At 74.3% G+C, this 17,366-nt stretch carries 19 protein-coding genes, 1 other RNA gene and 1 pseudogene; 7 read left to right on the top strand and 14 right to left on the bottom strand.

Features of this window, described 5'->3' with window-relative positions; translation table 11 throughout:
* Window positions 1–182 precede the first annotated feature (182 nt).
* Window positions 183–347: a hypothetical protein gene (locus HNR08_RS14390; RefSeq protein WP_168430630.1), complete on the top strand. Its 165-nt coding sequence runs from the start codon at window positions 183–185 to the stop codon at window positions 345–347.
* 149 nt (window positions 348–496) lie between these two features.
* Here HNR08_RS14390 and HNR08_RS14385 read toward each other — a convergent pair whose 3' ends face one another.
* The 4 genes from HNR08_RS14385 to ssrA form a co-directional block, all read right to left on the bottom strand.
* Window positions 497–865 carry a hypothetical protein gene (locus HNR08_RS14385; RefSeq protein ID WP_146832136.1) on the bottom strand — a complete coding sequence of 123 codons (369 nt, stop codon included), beginning with the start codon at window positions 863–865 and terminating at the stop codon, window positions 497–499.
* 297 nt (window positions 866–1,162) lie between these two features.
* Window positions 1,163–1,651, bottom strand: a complete 489-nt coding sequence (locus HNR08_RS14380) for a hypothetical protein (protein WP_146832139.1) — start codon at window positions 1,649–1,651, stop codon at window positions 1,163–1,165.
* Complete coding sequence (locus HNR08_RS14375; protein WP_146832142.1) at window positions 1,648–2,853, bottom strand: hypothetical protein; 1,206 nt, start codon at window positions 2,851–2,853, stop codon at window positions 1,648–1,650. Before HNR08_RS14375 ends, HNR08_RS14380 begins: the two co-directional genes overlap by 4 nt.
* A gap of 390 nt (window positions 2,854–3,243) precedes the next feature.
* Window positions 3,244–3,611, bottom strand: a transfer-messenger RNA (tmRNA) gene (ssrA, locus tag HNR08_RS14370).
* A gap of 176 nt (window positions 3,612–3,787) precedes the next feature.
* On the opposite strand from ssrA, the gene HNR08_RS14365 reads away from it, so the two are divergent.
* Together HNR08_RS14365 and HNR08_RS14360 are read left to right on the top strand one after the other, a co-directional pair.
* Window positions 3,788–4,273 carry a GNAT family N-acetyltransferase gene (locus HNR08_RS14365; RefSeq protein ID WP_146832144.1) on the top strand — a complete coding sequence of 162 codons (486 nt, stop codon included), beginning with the start codon at window positions 3,788–3,790 and terminating at the stop codon, window positions 4,271–4,273.
* A 91-nt stretch (window positions 4,274–4,364) separates the two neighbouring features.
* A complete protein-coding gene (locus tag HNR08_RS14360) occupies window positions 4,365–4,868 on the top strand; it encodes a DUF6328 family protein (RefSeq protein ID WP_146832147.1) in 504 nt (167 codons plus the stop codon).
* A 7-nt stretch (window positions 4,869–4,875) separates the two neighbouring features.
* Here HNR08_RS14360 and HNR08_RS14355 read toward each other — a convergent pair whose 3' ends face one another.
* Entirely contained in the window at window positions 4,876–5,709 is an 834-nt protein-coding gene (locus HNR08_RS14355; protein ID WP_183835082.1) for a TetR/AcrR family transcriptional regulator, read from the bottom strand.
* 146 nt (window positions 5,710–5,855) lie between these two features.
* On the opposite strand from HNR08_RS14355, the gene HNR08_RS14350 reads away from it, so the two are divergent.
* Window positions 5,856–6,833 (top strand): ABC transporter ATP-binding protein, encoded by a 978-nt coding sequence (locus HNR08_RS14350; protein WP_146832151.1) that lies wholly within the window; start codon window positions 5,856–5,858, stop codon window positions 6,831–6,833.
* Window positions 6,830–7,564: an ABC transporter permease gene (locus tag HNR08_RS14345; RefSeq protein ID WP_246802866.1), complete on the top strand. Its 735-nt coding sequence runs from the start codon at window positions 6,830–6,832 to the stop codon at window positions 7,562–7,564. The genes HNR08_RS14350 and HNR08_RS14345 overlap by 4 nt, the downstream gene beginning before the upstream one ends.
* Before the next feature lie 133 nt (window positions 7,565–7,697).
* Here HNR08_RS14345 and HNR08_RS14340 read toward each other — a convergent pair whose 3' ends face one another.
* The gene (locus tag HNR08_RS14340) at window positions 7,698–9,320 is read right to left on the bottom strand and encodes a methyl-accepting chemotaxis protein (RefSeq protein WP_146832154.1); all 1,623 of its coding nucleotides are present in this window, start codon (window positions 9,318–9,320) and stop codon (window positions 7,698–7,700) included.
* 149 nt (window positions 9,321–9,469) lie between these two features.
* Between HNR08_RS14340 and HNR08_RS14335 the strand changes: the two genes are divergently transcribed.
* A complete protein-coding gene (locus HNR08_RS14335; protein WP_146832157.1) occupies window positions 9,470–10,531 on the top strand; it encodes an ATP-dependent DNA ligase in 1,062 nt (353 codons plus the stop codon).
* A gap of 76 nt (window positions 10,532–10,607) precedes the next feature.
* The gene (locus HNR08_RS14330; RefSeq protein ID WP_146832160.1) at window positions 10,608–12,002 is read left to right on the top strand and encodes an NAD(P)/FAD-dependent oxidoreductase; all 1,395 of its coding nucleotides are present in this window, start codon (window positions 10,608–10,610) and stop codon (window positions 12,000–12,002) included.
* Between the two features lie 14 nt (window positions 12,003–12,016).
* On the opposite strand, the gene HNR08_RS14325 is transcribed toward HNR08_RS14330, so the two are convergent.
* From HNR08_RS14325 to HNR08_RS14290, 8 genes and pseudogenes are all read right to left on the bottom strand, one after another.
* Window positions 12,017–12,352, bottom strand: a complete 336-nt coding sequence (locus HNR08_RS14325; RefSeq protein ID WP_146832163.1) for a type II toxin-antitoxin system PemK/MazF family toxin — start codon at window positions 12,350–12,352, stop codon at window positions 12,017–12,019.
* Window positions 12,349–12,552 carry a hypothetical protein gene (locus HNR08_RS14320; RefSeq protein ID WP_146832166.1) on the bottom strand — a complete coding sequence of 68 codons (204 nt, stop codon included), beginning with the start codon at window positions 12,550–12,552 and terminating at the stop codon, window positions 12,349–12,351. The genes HNR08_RS14325 and HNR08_RS14320 overlap by 4 nt, the downstream gene beginning before the upstream one ends.
* 43 nt (window positions 12,553–12,595) lie before the next feature.
* Window positions 12,596–13,288, bottom strand: coding sequence for an esterase/lipase family protein (locus tag HNR08_RS14315; RefSeq protein WP_246802877.1), 693 nt, complete (start codon window positions 13,286–13,288; stop codon window positions 12,596–12,598).
* Window positions 13,285–13,773, bottom strand: a complete 489-nt coding sequence (locus HNR08_RS14310; protein WP_183835080.1) for an alpha/beta fold hydrolase — start codon at window positions 13,771–13,773, stop codon at window positions 13,285–13,287. Before HNR08_RS14310 ends, HNR08_RS14315 begins: the two co-directional genes overlap by 4 nt.
* Window positions 13,774–13,846: 73 nt before the next feature.
* A pseudogene (locus HNR08_RS14305) lies at window positions 13,847–14,251 on the bottom strand (NAD-dependent epimerase/dehydratase family protein); the annotation flags it as partial.
* Window positions 14,248–15,165, bottom strand: coding sequence for a glycosyltransferase family 2 protein (locus HNR08_RS14300; RefSeq protein ID WP_246802867.1), 918 nt, complete (start codon window positions 15,163–15,165; stop codon window positions 14,248–14,250). The pseudogene HNR08_RS14305 and the gene HNR08_RS14300, both read right to left, overlap by 4 nt.
* Before the next feature lie 47 nt (window positions 15,166–15,212).
* Window positions 15,213–15,857 (bottom strand): LutC/YkgG family protein, encoded by a 645-nt coding sequence (locus tag HNR08_RS14295; protein WP_146832171.1) that lies wholly within the window; start codon window positions 15,855–15,857, stop codon window positions 15,213–15,215.
* A complete protein-coding gene (locus HNR08_RS14290) occupies window positions 15,854–17,362 on the bottom strand; it encodes a lactate utilization protein B (RefSeq protein ID WP_146832525.1) in 1,509 nt (502 codons plus the stop codon). The genes HNR08_RS14295 and HNR08_RS14290 overlap by 4 nt, the downstream gene beginning before the upstream one ends.
* Between the last annotated feature and the right edge of the window lie 4 nt (window positions 17,363–17,366).

The following is a 17,366-nucleotide window of genomic DNA, read 5'->3' as shown; positions in this document are numbered from 1 at the left end:
GGTGTTCGTGGATTGCAGGACCGCAGGTCAGGGGCGCCTAATCTACGAAGGCGCACGGCGCTCCGCACCCTCCAGTCAACGATTCAGCACCCGTCCGACTCGGACCCGTACTGCCCTCCTGCCGGTTCCGCAACGAGAGAGCCGCTCGACGCCCGGAGCCCGTAGCACGGTGCCGGTCGACCGTGAAGCAGCTCCTCGAACCCGTGGTCGTCGATCACGTGAACATGCTGGTCACGCTCACACATGACACGCTCGACGAACACGAGCTTCTGGCTGTAGCCGCGCTCGGGATCCGTCAGGCGCCGCCCGCCGAGGTCGCCGTGCACCAGGAGGGTAACGGCGCGTGATCGGTCGGGCGCCGGCGACCCTCCGAGGCGGCGCGTGTGCATCCTCAAGGTGCGTCGCTCCATGTGGCCCTCATCGACGTGAGCCGTTCCCGCGTACAGAACGGTCTCGCCTCGCAGGGTGGCGACCCAACCGGAACAGTCGGTGGCAGTCATGCCGACACTCCCGATGCGCGCCGGGCGTCCTCGTCATCCCACTGCTCCTGGGAGCGCAGCAGGACCGTGATGACCTGACGGGTCTGGGGCACGGCGATCACGACGAGGTCACCGGCAACGAACCTCACCCGTCCGGGCCCGTAGTTGTACGCCGTGACGGTGATCTGCGGCCCCTCGCACGTCGCGACCACCCGGTGCGGGTCGAAGCCACGAGAGTCGATGTGCTCTCGAGCGTGCGGGCTGAAGTGCCAAGCCCGCAGTTCGCGAGGACACTGGATCCGAGGTCGCTGCTGCGGCGCCGGCAGTGGACGCTTGGCCTGAGCGCCAATAGTCGTGTTCTGGTAGTTCTTCTCGGGATTATTCATCTTGACTCCTAATACGGCGCGAGGCGCTAAGTGCCTCTGCACTTAGCGCCTCTGTACCTGTTTTGATGTAACTTCTCTACTTAAGCGTCGGCCTCTAACCGGACGTCGACGCCTCGACGCCATGCTGGCACCACTCCGCGACACCCGTCAATGCCCCGTCGCGGTTGCGCGTCCCGCCGCCCGGACACACACCGGGGGTGCACGTCGCCGAGGCTCGTACAGCCCTCGCCAACTCGCGCAGCCGATCCTCCAACCTCTCGACGTCTGGCAGGAGCCGGGCCACAGCGGCCGCCCGGCCTACGGCCCGGCGGCGAAGTCGTGGCGATCGCCCACCGAGGGCGATCGGGCAAGGTCGCCCTCCTCAATGAGCGCGACGAGGTCTCGTCGACTGATCCATGAGATGCCGAATGTCGACGCCATCGCGCGCACGGCCTTGTCGTCGCTGACGATGTGCCACTGGGTCTGCCAGAGCTGGTCCTGACCATCCTCGGCGGCGAGCGCCGCTGCGACGATGACTGGGTCAGCGCAGCCCTTGTTGCGATACAGGTCGACGAGCGACTGATCGCCGGGCACCACCGAAGCCATGACCTCGCGGAGCCGCCCGAGCGTCCTGGCGTCGGTCGAGAGCTCGATGCGAGCGATCACGGATCGATCCGGCAGTCCTCGCACCTCGTTCATGACCTCGGCCGTGACACGGCAACGCGCACTGACGAAGGCACTCGCACGCTGGTCGGCCGTCAGCCGCGTCAGCACGTTGGCGTCGAGCAAGTACCGGTGCTCGTTCATCGTGCTGCTCTCAGCAGATGGAGGTCACCGGGCCGCAGTCGGTTCAGGCAGACGACACGGCAGAACTCGCCGGGGGTGATGGCGCCCCGGTCGAGTTGATGGAACATCCGCCGTGTGAACTCTGCGCCGGCGTACTTGCGGACGGCATTGTGCGGCAATGGCGTGCGCGCGAACGGCTTGCCCCGCGCCGCGAACTCCGCACTCAACTGATCCAGGTAGTCGCGAGACTCGTCGGCGGCGAAGACCCCGAGGCGGCGAGCCCGCATCACGAACGCACTCGGTGTGACGCACAGCTGCGCAGCGACCTCCTTGACCGCATCGAGGGAATCTGCCTGCACAGCGTGCACGTCGGCGGCTGGCATCAGGACCTCTTCGGCGAGTTCGTACTCATGGTCGTCGATCAGGTCGCCCGTGTGGTCGTCGTAGCTGACAGGAGCGAATCGCCCGCGCGCCACGAACACAGCAAGCAGGACCAGGGTGAAGATCTTCCGCCCGGCGGGCTCGAACGTGCTCCCGGGCTCACCGCTGGTCAGGAAGATGAAGGGGACCTTTTTGTCGCGCACGCACAGACCCGAGAAGGCGATACCAGGTGGCAACGGTTGTGGCATCACGTTCTGCTGGCTTCGCGACACGAAGACCTGGTTCGCGTCCAGCCGGGCTATGAGGAATTCGAGCGCTTTCTCCTTGGTCTTGCACGCGCGAAGGTCAGTCAGCGTGAACCCGAGCAGCGACCGAAGCTTGTCGGCATCCGCGGCAACGTTTCTGGTTGATCGGCGCAGCCGCCCGATAACTCTGTTCGGAAGGAGCGAGTCGTCGAGATCCTTGATCACTCCCTGTTTGCGGATGAGGTCCTTTACGATGAGTTCGATGTCGCGGAGCTGGACCTTGTTGCGCGAGTTCAAGGAGAACGAGTCCTTGCTCACGCCGGCCAGCAGCTTCCGGGTCTTGTCGTCGAGCTGAGCCTGCACCACGTCAGGGGGCGCGAAGAACAGCGGATACGGTATCTGCGCCTCGCGCGCGAGGTCCGTGAACTCGCTGAACGCGAGCGTCGAACGCTCAAGCGCATGCCGGTACGGGGCGCGCCAGTACGCGACCGAGGAGTCGAACAGCGCGGTGAAGATTGCGCGGTCGAGCGCAACCACATCCCCTTCGACTCGCAGCATGATCGGGCCAAGGTCGTCGTCGTTCGCCCCGCGGCGCATAGCAGCACCATGGCGGATGGGCACTGCGTCGTCAACGACACCTCTCCGCGCTCCACGCGCACGAGGTGGCCAACCTCGCCGAGCCGCACAGCGCCTGGTCTCACAAGCGGTTCCTCGAGGCGATCAACCGAATCGAGGACTACGAAGAGGCGCGCCTTGCTCGCGGACTCCACTTACCGGATCCGCGTGCAAGTCGCACCCCGCGAGCGCCGCCAACCGTGCCCCGAGCACCCACGCTCCGTTCAGAGTGATCAACCGGGACGGCGCAACTCCTGCGGTGCCACCGAACCTTCGCCCTGAGCACCAGGCACAGACGCGCGTGAGGCCCGTCCCAGCAGGGACGGGCCTCACGCGCTACGAAGGGAGTCTCCGCAATCTACGAAGACCTCCGGGTGGAGGTGGCGGGAATCGAACCCGCGTCCGATGACGTGGAACCAGGGCTTCTCCGGGCGCAGTCTGCAGCTGCTTTTCTCGGCCCCCGCGCTCACGCAGACAAGACGCGGACGGGCCTAGTCACCTAAAAGTCCCCGCAGCCCCGGTGACGAAGGCTACGAGCAGTGGCTCCCTAGATGACGCCAGGAACTGAGTCGGAAGCTAGCTCAGGCTGACGGACTTCGAGGCTCGCTCAGGCGGCGAGGGCGAAGTCGGTGCGCTTGTTATCGGCACCTATGGGTTTACACGGAGCGTTAGCGAGATAACCGTGTGTCCTCGGCCCGCTTCTCCTGGCTCGACGATCACCGTCGAAACCGATCACCCCCGATGGGTGCTGCTGTGGAGTTGTCAACCGCCGCGTCCGGTCCCCGGGTGATGCCGGGACGCCGCACGCGACTCGTCCAGCATACGTGTCCAACGCCGGCGGCCGCGACGTGATTCCCGGCCCCGCCTCCGGGTATCCGCTGGCCGCGGCCGCCCCCGCCCGGCCAGACTGCCGCGCATGCGCCTGCGCCCTGTGACCTCGGACGACACCGACCTGCTCGTCTCGCTCGTCGCCGAGGCGGTCAACTGGACCGGCGAGGAGCGGGCGCGCCCCGCGGACGTCCTCGCCGACCCGCACCTGGCCCGGTACGCCGCCGGCTGGGGTCGGGAGGGTGACGCCGGCGTGGTGGCCGTCGAGGACGACGCCACGCCCCTCGGCGCCGCGTGGCTCCGCCTGCTGACCGGCGACGACCGCGGCTGGGGGTACGTCGCCGACGACGTGCCGGAGCTGAGCCTCGCGGTGCTGCCCGCCGGGCGCGGCCGCGGGGTGGGGTCGGCGCTGCTGGACGGGTGCCAGGACCTGGCGCGCGCCGCCGGGACCCGCGCGGTCAGCCTGTCCGTCGAGGACGGCAACGACGGCGCCCGCGGCATGTACGAGCGGCGGGGCTTCCGCCTGGTCGGTCGGGTCGGCGGGTCGGACACGCTGCTGCTCGACCTGCGCTGACGCCTCGACCTGCGCCGGCGACGCGGCCGGTGCACCATACGGCCAGCACCCCGCCGGCCTCCTGCGCCGGCGGCACCCGAGGAGGACCCCCATGGCCGACGACGCCGCGCAGCCCGACGCCGACCCCCGCGACGGCCGGAACGAGACCGCGACCGAGCGGATGGACCGGAACTGGAACGAGCTGCTCCAGGAGCTCCGGGTCGCGCAGACCGGCGTGCAGATCCTCACCGGCTTCCTGCTGACGGTGCCGTTCCAGCAGCGGTTCCTCGACCTCGACCAGTACCAGAAGACCTGCTACCTGGTGCTCGTGGTGCTGGCGGTGGCGGCGACGGGGTTCATCGTCGCGCCGGTCTCGCTGCACCGGATCCTGTTCCGGCGGCACCTCAAGCGGGAGCTCGTGGAGTCGGCGGACACGCTCGCGCAGACCGGGCTGGCGCTGCTCGCGCTGGTGCTGGCGGGGTCGGCGCTGCTGCTGTTCGACGTCGTGGTCGGGCGGACGGCCGGCTGGGTCGCGGGCGTGGCGGTGCTGGTCGGGCTGGCGGTCGTCTGGGTCGCCGTCCCGCTGCGCCTGTCCAACCGGGCCCGGCGGGAGTAACGCCCGCTCAGTACGTCAGCAGCCGCGCGATCACCCGCGCGCCCGCCTCGGGTGACAGGTGCACCGACCCGGTCAGCCTGCCCTCCAGGGTGGCGACGTTGAGCACGCTGATGACCCCGAGCGCGGCGTCCCGGTCCTCCTGCGTGGGCTCGGCAGGCCCGGGGTCGGCCCCGGCGGCGCGGCGGCGGGCGACCCGCAGCCGGGCGACCTGCCGGCACGCCACCTCGAACGACCGCACGTGCAGCTCGCGGAGCTCGTCGGCGTCGCCGGGGTTCCGGATGCCGTAGGTGAGGAACTCGAGCTGGAGCAGCAGGTTCGGGTCGTCCTGCATGGACCGCATCCACGCGGCGAGGACGGCGGTGTCGAGCCGGTCCCCCGCGAGGCCGGGCAGGTCGAGGTCGGGCGCGTCCATGGCGATGCCGAGCCGCTCCCGGGCCAGCGCGAGCAGCACCCCGCGCTTGGAGCCGAAGTGCGCGTACAGGGCGCCCTTGGTGTAGCCGGCCTCCGCGGCGATGTCGCCGACGGACGCCCCCTCGTAGCCCTTGGCGGCGATCACGCGGACGGCGGCGTCGAGCAGGTCGGCGCGCGTGCGGTCCACCTTCTCCCGGCGCTTCTCCCGGGCGCTGCGCTCGCCGCCGTGCCGGGCGACGTTCTCGGACGCGTCGGCCAGGCCGCGGGCCGCCTCGCGCAGGCCGGCGGCGAGCGCGTCGCTGACCTCGGGGACGACGGTCTGCGCCTGCTTGCCGAGCAGGCGGGTGAGCGTGGCGGTGGCCTCGGCGAGCGCGCGCGTGGCGGCGCCGATCGAGTCGTCGGGTCCGGGGTCGTGCTCGGTGCGCGCCATGCCGCCGATCATACGCACGCGGGTACCGATCGGTATGCCGACCGACGAACCCGCTGCCCAACCGCCATATACCGATCTGTATCTACGCGACGGCATCTGCTACGTTCCGGGATGTACCGAACGGTTTGCGATGGAGGGAGCACGTGATGGGCACGGAGGAGGTGCTGAGCGTCCGGGGCCTGCGCAAGCGGTACCCCGGGCGGTTCGGCAAGGGCGGGGTGCAGGCGAACGACGGGATCGACCTCGACGTCGCCGCGGGGCAGGTCGTCGGCCTGCTCGGGCACAACGGCGCCGGCAAGACCACCCTGGTCAACCAGGTCGTCGGCCTGGTCCGCCCGGACGCGGGCACGATCCGCCTGGACGGCGTCGACGCGGTGGCGCACCCGGACGAGGCCCGCCGCCGCACCAGCATCCAGGCGCAGGCCAACGTGCCGATCACCGGCCTCACACCGCGCCGGGCGATCGAGCTGGTCGGCCGGATCCGGGGCGCGGAGCGGTCCGCCGTCCGGGCACGGACGGTCGACCTGCTGGACGCGCTCGACCTCGGCCCGTGGGCCGACACCCCGGCCGAGAAGGTGTCCGGCGGGATCGCGCGGCTCACCGCGTTCGCGATGACGGTGGTCGCCCCCGGGCGGCTCGTCGTCCTGGACGAGCCGACCAACGACGTCGACCCGGTCCGCCGGCGGCTGCTCTGGCAGCAGATCCGGCTGCTCGCCGACGAGGGCCGCGCCGTGCTGCTCGTGACGCACAACGTCCGCGAGGCCGAGCGCGTCGTCGACCGCCTGGCCGTCCTCGACCACGGCGTCGTGCTCGCCGACGACACCCCGGCGGGGCTGACGACCCACCTGCAGGGCACGCTCACCGTCGAGGTCGACCTCTCCCCCGGCACCGCCCCGACCTGGCACCCCGCCGTCCGCGCCGTCTCCGGCGCCCGCGGCCGGGAGACCGGCACTGTGCGCGCCGAGGACGCCGCCGAGGTCGTGCGCTGGGCGCAGGCCGAGGTCGCCGCGGGCCGCCTCGAGCGGTACGCCCTCACCCCGGCGTCGCTCGAGGACGTCTACGTCGAGCTGGTCGGCGACGAGCACCCCGCGGACGCCCCGGCCCTGGCGGGTGAGGCCGCGTGACCGCCGTCGGCCAGACGCTGCTGCTCGCCCAGTGGCAGTTCCGCCGCCAGTCCACCTACCTGCCGCTCATGGTGGTGGTGCAGGTGTTCATGGCCGTCGCGACCGTCGTGGGGTACGGCCTGCTGGTCGGCGACCCCGACCCGGTGACCGCGCTCTACCTGGCGACCGGCGCGCCGACCGTCACGCTCATCACCGTCGGCCTGGTGATGACGCCGCAGATGCAGTCGCAGTCCCGCATCGAGGGCAGCCTCGACTGGATGCGCACGCTGCCGGTGCCGCGGACGCTGTTCCTCATCAGCGACCTGCTGATCTGGACGCTGCTGGCGCTGCCCGGGATGGTGCTCGGCGTGGTCGCGGGCGTCCTGCGGTTCGACATCGACCTGTCGCTCGCGCCCTGGCTGGTGCCCGGGGCGCTGCTGGTGTCCCTGACCGCGGCGGCCGTCGGGTACGCGATGGCGTCGCTGCTGGCACCGGCCCTCGCGATGCTGCTCACCCAGGCGCTGGTGTTCGTCGTCCTGCTGTTCTCCCCGGTGTCCTACCCGGCGGAGCGGATGCCCGGGTGGCTGCAGGCCGCGCACGAGTGGCTGCCGATCGAGCCGATGGCGCAGCTCGTCCGGTCGGGGCTGGCGAGCGACGCGTTCAGCATGCCGGCGCGCTCGCTCGTCGTGCTGCTGGTGTGGTGCGTCGCGTCGGTCGTCGGCGCGACCTGGGCGCTGCGGCGCCGGGCCTGACCGGGCCGGGGGTCCCGACGCCCGCAGGGTGGAAGGTTCGGACGGACTCGCCCACGGCGTGTCCGCCCGGACCTTCCACTCCGCCGGGCGTGCGCCGAGCCGCGCCGGGCCGCGCGCGCCGGGCCGCCCGCCGTCACGCCGTCCGGTAGCGGAACCGCCCCACGACGGACCGCAGCCGCCCCGACATCGTCGCCAGCTCCTCCGCCGCCCGCCGGGACTCCGCGGACCCGTCCCGGGTCACCGCGGCGGCCTGCGCGACGCCCGCGATGTTCGCGGCGATCTCCCCCGACCCGTCCGCCGCCTCCGCGACGTTCCGCCCGATCTCGGCGGTGGTGGCGGTCTGCTCCTCGACGGCCGCCGCGACGGTCGTCTGCAGCTCGTGCACGGCGCCGACGACCCGCGCGATCTCCCGGACGGCCGCCACGGCCCGCGCCGCGTCCTCCTGGATCGCCTCGACCCGGCGCGTGATGTCCTCCGTGGCCACGCCGGTCTCCTGCGCGAGGTCCTTCACCTCGCCCGCGACCACCGCGAACCCCTTGCCGTGCTGGCCCGCGCGGGCGGCCTCGATGGTGGCGTTCAGCGCGAGCAGGTTCGTCTGCCCCGCGATGGCGGCGATGGACTGCACGACGTCCCCGATCTGCCGGCTGGACTCCCCGAGCCGGGCGATGACCTCGCCGGTCTCCTCGGCGGAGCGGGACGCCTGGTCGCTGATCCGGGCGGCCTGCGCGGTGGACCGGCTGATCTCCTGGATCGACGCGTCCATCTGCTGCGCGCCCGCCGCGACCGTCTGGGTCGTCCGGGACACCTGCTCGGCTGCGGCGGACACCACGCCGGCCTGCTCCTCGGTGTGCTGGGCCTGCGCCGCGATCTGCTGGGCGGAGCCGGTGAGCTGCTCGGACGCGGCGGCCAGCGCGACCGACGTCGCGTCGATGTCGCCGACGACGCCGCGCAGGGTGCCGATCGCCCGGTCCAGCGCCTGCGCCGCCCGGCCCGGCTCGTCCCGGCTGGTCAGCCCGACGTCGACGGTGAGGTCGCCGTCCGCGAGCGCGTCGCACGCCGCCCGCACCCGGTTCACCGACCGCACGATGCCGTTCGCCGTCACCAGCCCGAGCGCCAGGGCCCCGGCGATCCCGACGACGATCAGCCCGATGCCGAGGTTGCGGGTGCCCGTGTACGCCGCGTGCGCCGCCGCGACGGACTCCTGCGCCGACGCCTTCTCGCCGTCCACCATCGTGGCGAGCGCGTCCATCATCGTGGCGATCTGCGGGGCGGCGTCCTCGTCGCGCGCGGTGCGCCAGGCGGCCAGGTCGCCGCGCTCGGCCGCGGGCAGCAGCGCGGTGTCCCGCACGTCCCGGTAGGCCGCGAGCGCCGTGGTGAACGCGTCGACCGCGGCGGCCACGCCCGGGTCCGGGGCGGCGGCCAGCACCGCGAGGTCGTCGTCGATCTGCGCGTCCAGGCCGGCGACGTCCCCCGCGAACCCGGCGCGGTCGGCCGCGTCACCGGCGAGCGCGTGGCTCGTCACCGCGAGGCGCATCTCGAGCGTCGCCCGGCGCACGGCCGCGACCCGCTCGAAGCCGAGCAGGTCCTCGGTGTAGACCCGCTCGGTCGCGGCGTCCGTGCGGGCCAGGGCGGCGAGCCCCGAGAACCCGACCGTGCCGGCGACGACCAGCCCGACCAGGACGGCCGCGAGGACGCGGGTGCGCACCCCGAGGTCGCCGAACCGGCGGGGACGCTGCGGTGCTGCGGGTCGAGACATGGGAGGCCCCTGACGTTCGAGTGAGACGAGTCCCACGGCCGATCGACCGGCCGGCACCCCTCGGGATGGGACCGACGTCCCGGTTCGCGGCGCCCGGGCGCCGCGCGTCGCGCCGGGCGCGGCACGGCCCGCGCGAGCAGGATGGGCCCATGGACCTGCCCGTGATGCCGCCCGTGTCGCCCATGCTGGCCAAGGCCGTGCCGGAGATCCCCGACCTCGGCCACACCGAGCCGAAGTGGGACGGGTTCCGAACCATCGTGTTCCGCGACGACGTCGTGCTCGGCAGCCGCAACGAGCGGCCGATGACCCGGTACTTCCCGGAGCTCGTCGAGTCGATCAGGGCGAACACCCCGGAGCGGTGCGTCCTGGACGGGGAGATCGTCGTGGTGGCGGGCGACCGGCTGGACTTCGACGCCCTCCAGCAGCGCATCCACCCCGCCGAGAGCCGGGTCCGGCTGCTCGCCGGCCAGACCCCGGCGTCGTTCGTCGCGTTCGACGCGCTGGCGCTCGGCGACGAGGACCTCATGCGGACCCCGTTCGGCGACCGGCGGGCCCGGCTGGTGGACGCGCTCGCCGGGGCGCAGGCGCCCGTGCACGTCACCCCCGCGACCGCCGACCTCGCCGAGGCGCGGGACTGGTTCGCCCGGTTCGAGGGTGCGGGCCTGGACGGTGTCGTCGCCAAGCCGCTCGACGGCACCTACCAGCCGGACAAGCGGACCATGTTCAAGGTCAAGCACGCCCGCACCGCCGACTGCGTCGTGGCCGGCTTCCGCTGGCACAAGTCCGGGCCGGTGGTGGGGTCGCTGCTGCTGGGCCTGTGGACCGACGACGGCCGGCTGCAGCACGTCGGGGTCGCGGCGTCCTTCCCGATGGCCCGGCGGAAGTCCCTGCTCGACGAGCTCGCCCCCTACCGGGACGGCGACCTCGCCGGCCACCCGTGGGCGCAGTGGGCGGACCAGTCCGCGCACGAGGGCAAGCGGATGCCCGGGGCGGTCAGCCGGTGGAACGCCAGCAAGGACCTGTCGTTCGAGCCGCTGCGCCCCGAGCTCGTCGTCGAGGTCGCGTACGACCACATGGAGGGCGACCGGTTCCGGCACACCGCCCAGTTCCGGCGCTGGCGGACCGACCGCGACCCCGCGACGTGCACCTACGCGCAGCTCGAGGAGCCGGTGGGCTTCCGGCTCTCGGACATCCTCGCCCCGCCCGCCTGACGCTCCCCGCGCGGCGTCGGCGGCGCGCTCGTAGGGTCGGACGGGTCCCGGCACCCACCCGCGGAAGGACCGCCCGATGTCCGCGTCCTCGCTCCCCTCGCGCAGCCCCGGCACCTCGCACGGCCCCGGCAAGCCGCACGACGTCGTCGTCATCGGCTCCGGGTTCGGCGGCCTGTTCGCCACCAAGGCCCTCGCGGACGCGCCCGTGCGGGTCACGGTGGTCGACGGGACCGCGACGCACCTGTTCCAGCCGCTGCTCTACCAGGTGGCCACCGGCGTGCTGTCGGTCGGGGAGATCGCGCCCGCCGCGCGCGACGTGCTCCGCCAGCAGCGCAACGCCCGGGTGCTCCTGGGGGTGGTCACCGAGATCGACGTCGCGAACCGGGTGGTCGTGTCGTCGTCCCCGCTCGGCGAGACGCGCACCTCGTACGACAGCCTCATCGTCGCCGCCGGGGCCGGGCAGTCCTACTTCGGCAACGACCGGTTCGCCGACCACGCGCCCGGGCTGAAGAGCATCGACGACGCCCTGGAGCTGCGCGGCCGGATCTTCGGCGCGTTCGAGCTCGCGGAGCTCGCCACCGACCCGGCGGCGCGCGCCCGGCTCACCACGTTCGTCGTCGTCGGCGCCGGGCCCACCGGCGTCGAGATGGCCGGGCAGCTCGCCGAGCTCGCGCACCGCTCGCTGCGCGGGAACTTCCGGCGCCTCGACCCCGCGCAGGCGCGGATCCTGCTCGTCGACCCGGTGCCGAAGGTGCTGCCCGGCTACCCGGAGCGGCTGCAGGACGCCGCCGCCCGCACCCTGGAGGGCCTCGGCGTCGAGCTGCTCATGGGGCACAAGGTCGTGGACGTCGACGACGACTACGTGGACGTCGAGGACCCGGACGGCAACCGCACCCGCATCGACGCGCAGACGAAGGTGTGGGCCGCCGGCGTCGCGGCCTCCCCGCTGGGCCGCAGCCTGGGCGAGCAGACCGGCGCCGAGGTGGACCGCGCCGGCCGGGTCGTGGTCGAGCCGAACGGCTCGCTGCCCGGGCACCCCGAGGTGTTCGTGGTCGGCGACATGGCGTCCCGGAAGGGCGTGCCCGGGGTGGCGCCCGCCGCGATGCAGTCCGGCCGGTACGCGGCCGAGGAGATCCTGCGGCACCTGCGCGGGGAGCCCACCGGCGCGCCGTTCGAGTACCACGACAAGGGCAGCCTCGCGACGGTGTCCCGGTTCCAGGCCGTCGCGAAGATCGGGCCGGTCGAGACCTCCGGGTTCGCCGCCTGGCTGCTCTGGCTCGGCGTGCACCTGGTGTACCTGGTGGGGTTCAAGAACCGGATCACGACGCTGCTGCACTGGGCGGTGTCGTTCGTCGGCCGGGGAAGGTCGGAGCGCACGGCGACGTGGCAGCAGGTCGTGGGCCGCACGGTCCTGCGCTCGCGCGGCGCGGAGCACCCGACCCAGCGGGCGGGCGACGTCGTGGGGAGCTGACCCGCTCGGGGACGTCAGTCGGCGACGGTCGTGAGGACCAGGCCGAGGTAGTGCGCCAGCGCGTGCTCGATCTCGGCGAGCTGGTCACGGCTCAGGTAGTCCACGGGCTCGCCGTGGACGTGGTCGACGTCGAGCGTCCGGAGCTGGTCCACGAGCACCCGGGTCGTCCGCCCCGCGATCTCCAGCTCGGGCCGGAACACCGACGCCTGCGCGCTCGTGGACGTCGGGGCGATCGTCGCGACCGACCACGGCATGTCGGTCGGCGAGAGGACCACCCCGTAGCGGCGGCCACCCTGCTCGTGCCCCCGCGGTCGACCGAGGTCGACCCGGTAGACCGCGCCGCGGATCACCAGGCGTCCGGCTCGGCGTCGAGGTCCTCGTCGCGGATCCGGGCCGCATCGGCCCGCGCCTGGTCGAGCCAGCGCTCGTGGTCGAGCAGGCGAAGACCGCGACGGAGCGCCGTGGTCGCCGTCTGACCCTCGCGGGCCACGTCGTCGAGGATGCGCTGGTCCTCCGCGTTGGGCCGGAACCCGATGGGCTTGGTGGGCATGCGACCATGGTACGCACCGCGTCCAACACCTGTCGAACAGCCGTCACCCCGCCCGCGCGAACCCCCGGAGCTCCGTCAGCACGACCGGCAGCAGGTCCGGGTCCGTCAGCGACCGGAAGTGCCCCGGCGTGCGCAGCGCCACCGACCGCGCGCCGGGCAGCCCGCTGCCCCCGGGGATGTGCGGGTCCCACACGGTCGCCACCGACACGATCCGCCCGTGGTCGGCCCGCTGCGCCGCGAGCGCGGTGAGCACCGCGTCGTCGGGCCGGAACACCCGGACCGAGGGCAGCGGCAGGTACCGGGCGTACGGGGACCCCGAGAACGGGGTGTTGATCGCGACCATCCCGAGCACCCGGTCCCCCACGTCGGCGCGGCCCATGAGGGACTTCCCGATCAGGCCGCCCTTGGAGTGCGCGACCACGACCACGTCCCGGAGGTCGGCCTCGAGCAGGTGCGCGGCGGCGAGGTCGGCCATGTGCGGGACGCCCTGGCGGTTCAGGCCGAACGGGGCGACGACGTGCACGGGGTGGCCGCGGTCGTGCAGCGCGCGGGCCAGCGGCTCCAGGAACCGCCAGGACTCCCACACGCCGGGCAGCAGCAGCACCGCGGGCCCCCGGGCTGGACTCGGGCGGGTGTACGCGTCAGGGGTGGTGCGCGAGAGCAGCCCGGCCACCTGGCGCGCGGCCGCGTACGCGTAGTCGGCGACGCGCCAGGCCGTCTCGCGCAGCAGGCTCACGACGGGTCCTCCCGCACCCAGCGCGCCACCAGCGGCGCGTGCGTGGCCATCGCGACGTGCCCGGCGCGCGGCACCTCCCGGGCGGTGCCGGACGGCGCGAGGTCCGCGAGCCGGCGGACCCACTCCCGCGAGGCGACGGGGTCCCGCTCGCCGCGGGCGACGACGACGGGGCCGGGCAGCCGGGCGACGCCGGCGGCGGTGTCGTAGGCGAACATGTGCGGCAGCACCGCCGAGTACCACCGCGGCCCCGCGCGCAGGTAGTCCGTCGCCACGACGGCGTTCACCCCGGCGGGCTCGTGGCGGCCGTCGCGCGCGAGCCGGAGCGCCTGCTGCGCGACCGTCGCACCGGACGGGTCGACGACGGGACCGACCAGCACGGCGCGGCGGACGGCCTCGGGGTCGCGGAGCATCGCCTCGGCCACGACCTGCGCGCCCATCGAGTGCCCGACCAGCACCGCGCCGGCGAGCCCGCGGTGCCGCAGCACCGCCAGCACGACCTCGGCGAGGCACGCCGCGCGGCCCGATGGGGTTCACGTGCCCCCAGTAGCTCTCGGGCTGCGGGTGCACCTGCGGGTCGCCGTACACCTCGGACGTCGAGGCGAGCAGGAAGCGCGCGCCCTTGTCCTTGGCCAGACCGAGGGCGTGCAGCGTCCCGAGCGCGCCGACCTTGAGCGTCTGGATCGGCAGCTGCAGGTAGTCCACCGGCGAGGCGGGCGAGGCGAGGTGCAGGACGACGTCGACCGGGCCGGGCACGTGCACGTAGTCGGTGAGGTCGCACCGCAGCAGCCGGAAGCCGGGGTCGTCGGTCAGGTGCGCCACGTTGGCCGGGGTGCCGGTGAGGAAGCTGTCCAGGCACACGACCTCCGTCCCTGCGGCGCGCAGGGCGGTGCACAGGTGGCTGCCGAGGAACCCCGCGCCGCCGGTCACGACCGCGCGGCGGAACGGCTCGCGGGGGCGGGTCATGGCGGGTCCTCCGGGCCGGCGGGCACGCGCGGGGAGGGCGCGGTCCGGGAGGGGGCGGGCTGCGCCGGCGCGGCCAGCAGCGCCCGCAGCCGCCGGACCCGCGGCGGCACCGGCCGTCGCCGGGCCAGCGCGCGCGGCAGGTCGGGCAGGGCGGCGCGGACCCCCCGGCGCCCCGCGGGCGTGCGCACCGCGCCGGCCGCGTCCCGCGCGACGTACGGCCACGGCAGGCGCAGCGCGGCGGTGAGCAGCCGGCTGCGGGTCACGGCCGCCGCCCGGGCGGCGGGGTCGCCGCGGCGCGGGGACGGGTGGTGGTGCACCACGGCCGCGGGGTCGTGCACCAGGACGTGCCCGGCGGCGGCCAGGTCGAGCGCCAGCCGCTCCTCCTCCCCCGGGAACCGCACGACGTCGTCGAACCCGCCGGCGGCGAGGAACGCGCCCCGGCGGACCATCGCCGCGCACGCCACGAAGCCGAGCACCGCGGGCAGGTCCGTGCGCGGGGAGCGCGGCAGCGGCGAGGCGGCGAGCACCGCGCAGAACGGGTCCGGCCGCTCGTCCGGCCCGACGAGGATCCCCGCCTGCACCACGGCGACGCCGGGGTCGGCGTCGAGCACGGCGGCCGCGCGGGCGAGCGAGCCCGGCGCCCACCAGGAGTCGTCGTCCGCGAACGCCACGTAGGGCGTCCGGGCGAGCCGGACCCCGAGCGTCCGGGCCGCGGCCCCGAGGTTCCGGCCGGCCTCGACGACGCGCACCCGGGGGTGGGCGGCGCGCACGGCGCCCGCGGTGCCGTCCGTCGAGCCGTTGTCGACCAGCACGACGGGCGCGCGGTGCCGCCCCAGGGACGCGACCAGCTCGGCGCACCGGTCGCGGCTCATCACGACCACGGTGACGCGCGGGTCCTCGACGGCGTCCCCCACGCCTCCTGTCTACCGCCGGAGGCCCGCGCCCGCGCGCCGGGCGCGGGCTACCCGGCGACCAGCAGCACCCGCAGGTCCCGCGGACCGTGCACGCCCTCGACCCGCACGAGCTCGATGTCGCTCGTCGCGCTCGGCCCGGACACCCAGGTCAGCGGGCGCTCCGGGTGCGCGCCGAGCAGCGCGACGGCGTCCGGCACCCCGGCGACGACCTGGTCCGCCCGCACGACGCACACGTGCCGGTCGGGCAGCAGCGTCAGCGCCCGGCGCCCCTGGTCGGGGGCGGCGTCGAGCACGATCGTCCCGGTCTCCGCCACGGCGACCCGGCAGGCGGTGAGGACCGCGCCGGTGCCGTCCAGGTCGGCGTGCGTGAGCGGCGGGTCGTCCCGGCGCACGGCGACGTCGGCGCCGAGGGCCCCGAGCCAGGCGGCGTCCAGCCCCGGCGGCACGACGACCGACCCCGCCCCGGCGAGCTGCGCGGCGACGGCGGCCGGCAGGTCCGCGGCCGTGGTCCGGGCGACCGCCGCCCGGTAGTCGACCAGCCGGTCCACCAGGCGCTCCACCAGCGCGGGGGCGCCGGGCGCCGCGAGCGAGCCCGCCGCCCGGTACCCCCGTGGGACCGGCCCGGCGGGCGCCGACCCGGCGAGCGCCGCCCGCACCCGTCCCAGCACCTCGGCCCGCGCGTCCCCGGTCATCGCGTCTCCCCCGCCCGTCCGCGGCCCGCCCGTCGCCGGCGCGCGGCCCAGGAGTCCCGGAACGTCCGGCCCGGCAGCGCCGGGGTGTCCCGGCTGACCGTCCACCGCGACCCGGGGAACGGCAGCCGCCGGAACCGGTGCCCGCGCGTCAGCCGCCCCGCGAGCGCCATCGCTCGTCCGGCCCACCGGAACCGCGTGCCGCCCGACAGCACGAACGCCGCCCCGCCCATCGCCGCCGTGACCGCCCCGGGCGCCGCCCGGCCGCCGGGGTGCGTGGCGCGCTCGCGCAGGTGCACCAGCGCGGACGGGATGTCGATCTTCACCGGGCACGCGTCGAAGCACGCCCCGCACAGCGAGGACGCGAACGGCAGCGTGGCGGCGGGGTCGTGCGGGTCGCCGCCGGGCGCGCCGACGCCGAGCAGCTGCGGGGTGAGGATCGCCCCGATCGGCCCCGGGTACACCGAGCCGTACGCGTGCCCGCCGGTCCGCTCGTAGACGGGGCACACGTTGAGGCACGCCGAGCACCGGATGCAGTGCAGCGCCTGCCGCCCGACCTCGTCGGCGAGCGCCCGGGTGCGGCCGTTGTCCAGCAGCACCAGGTGGAACTCCTGCGGCCCGTCCCCGGGCGTCACGCCGGTCCACATCGACGTGTACGGGTTCATCCGCTCGCCGGTCGAGGACCGCGGCAGCAGCTGCAGGAACACCTCGAGGTCGGCGAACGCCGGCAGCACCTTCTCGATGCCCATGACCGTGACGAGGGTGCGCGGCAGGGTCAGGCACATCCGCCCGTTGCCCTCGGACTCCACGACGGCGACGGTCCCGGTCTCCGCGACCGCCAGGTTCGCGCCGCTGACCGCGACGCCGGCCCGCAGGAACCGGGCGCGCAGGTGGGCGCGGGCGGCCTCGGCGAGCACGCGCGGCTCGGCCGTGAGGTCGGGCGGGGCGTCGCCCATCCGGTCGGTGAAGATCTGCCGGATCTCGTCCCGGTTGCGGTGGATGGCCGGCACGAGGATGTGCGACGGCAGGTCCCCGGCGAGCTGCACGATCAGCTCCGCGAGGTCGGTCTCGGTGGCCTCGATCCCCTCCGACTCGAGGTGCTCGTTCAGCCCGATCTCCTGGGTGGCCATCGACTTGACCTTGACCACCTCGCGGGCGCCGGTGGCCCGCACGATGTCCGTGACGATCCGGTTCGCCTCCGCCGCGTCGCGGGCCCAGTGCACGACGCCGCCGCGCGCGGTGACGGAGGCCTCGAGCTGCTCGAGCAGCTCCGGGAGCCGCGCCATCACGTCGGCCTTCACCGCGGAGCCGGCGTCGCGCAGCGCCTCCCAGTCCGGGAGCTCCGCGGTGACGGCCAGCCGCTTGTCCCGGATGGTCCGCGTCGCCCGGCGCAGGTTGCCCCGCATCTGGGCGTCCGCCAGGGTGACGTCCGCGGCCGCCGGGAACGTCGGCCCCCAGCGCAGCGGGTCGTCCGGGTGGGCGGCGGGCTTGGGGGCGACGCCCGGCATCCCG

This window comes from Cellulomonas hominis, assembly GCF_014201095.1.
GTDB lineage: Bacteria > Actinomycetota > Actinomycetes > Actinomycetales > Cellulomonadaceae > Cellulomonas > Cellulomonas hominis.
This window is presented reverse-complemented; position numbering and strand designations above follow the sequence as displayed.

Excerpts from the sequence above, each read along its gene's own strand:
- HNR08_RS14385 (WP_146832136.1), bottom strand. The coding sequence starts at position 865 with ATGAATAATCCCGAGAAGAACTACCAGAACACGACTATTGGCGCTCAG.
- HNR08_RS14380 (WP_146832139.1), bottom strand. The coding sequence starts at position 1,651 with ATGAACGAGCACCGGTACTTGCTCGACGCCAACGTGCTGACGCGGCTG.
- HNR08_RS14375 (WP_146832142.1), bottom strand. The coding sequence starts at position 2,853 with ATGCGCCGCGGGGCGAACGACGACGACCTTGGCCCGATCATGCTGCGA.
- HNR08_RS14365 (WP_146832144.1), top strand. The coding sequence starts at position 3,788 with ATGCGCCTGCGCCCTGTGACCTCGGACGACACCGACCTGCTCGTCTCG.
- HNR08_RS14360 (WP_146832147.1), top strand. The coding sequence starts at position 4,365 with ATGGCCGACGACGCCGCGCAGCCCGACGCCGACCCCCGCGACGGCCGG.
- HNR08_RS14355 (WP_183835082.1), bottom strand. The coding sequence starts at position 5,709 with ATGGCGCGCACCGAGCACGACCCCGGACCCGACGACTCGATCGGCGCC.
- HNR08_RS14350 (WP_146832151.1), top strand. The coding sequence starts at position 5,856 with ATGGGCACGGAGGAGGTGCTGAGCGTCCGGGGCCTGCGCAAGCGGTAC.
- HNR08_RS14340 (WP_146832154.1), bottom strand. The coding sequence starts at position 9,320 with ATGTCTCGACCCGCAGCACCGCAGCGTCCCCGCCGGTTCGGCGACCTC.
- HNR08_RS14335 (WP_146832157.1), top strand. The coding sequence starts at position 9,470 with ATGGACCTGCCCGTGATGCCGCCCGTGTCGCCCATGCTGGCCAAGGCC.
- HNR08_RS14330 (WP_146832160.1), top strand. The coding sequence starts at position 10,608 with ATGTCCGCGTCCTCGCTCCCCTCGCGCAGCCCCGGCACCTCGCACGGC.
- HNR08_RS14320 (WP_146832166.1), bottom strand. The coding sequence starts at position 12,552 with ATGCCCACCAAGCCCATCGGGTTCCGGCCCAACGCGGAGGACCAGCGC.
- HNR08_RS14295 (WP_146832171.1), bottom strand. The coding sequence starts at position 15,857 with ATGACCGGGGACGCGCGGGCCGAGGTGCTGGGACGGGTGCGGGCGGCG.
- HNR08_RS14290 (WP_146832525.1), bottom strand. The coding sequence starts at position 17,362 with ATGCCGGGCGTCGCCCCCAAGCCCGCCGCCCACCCGGACGACCCGCTG.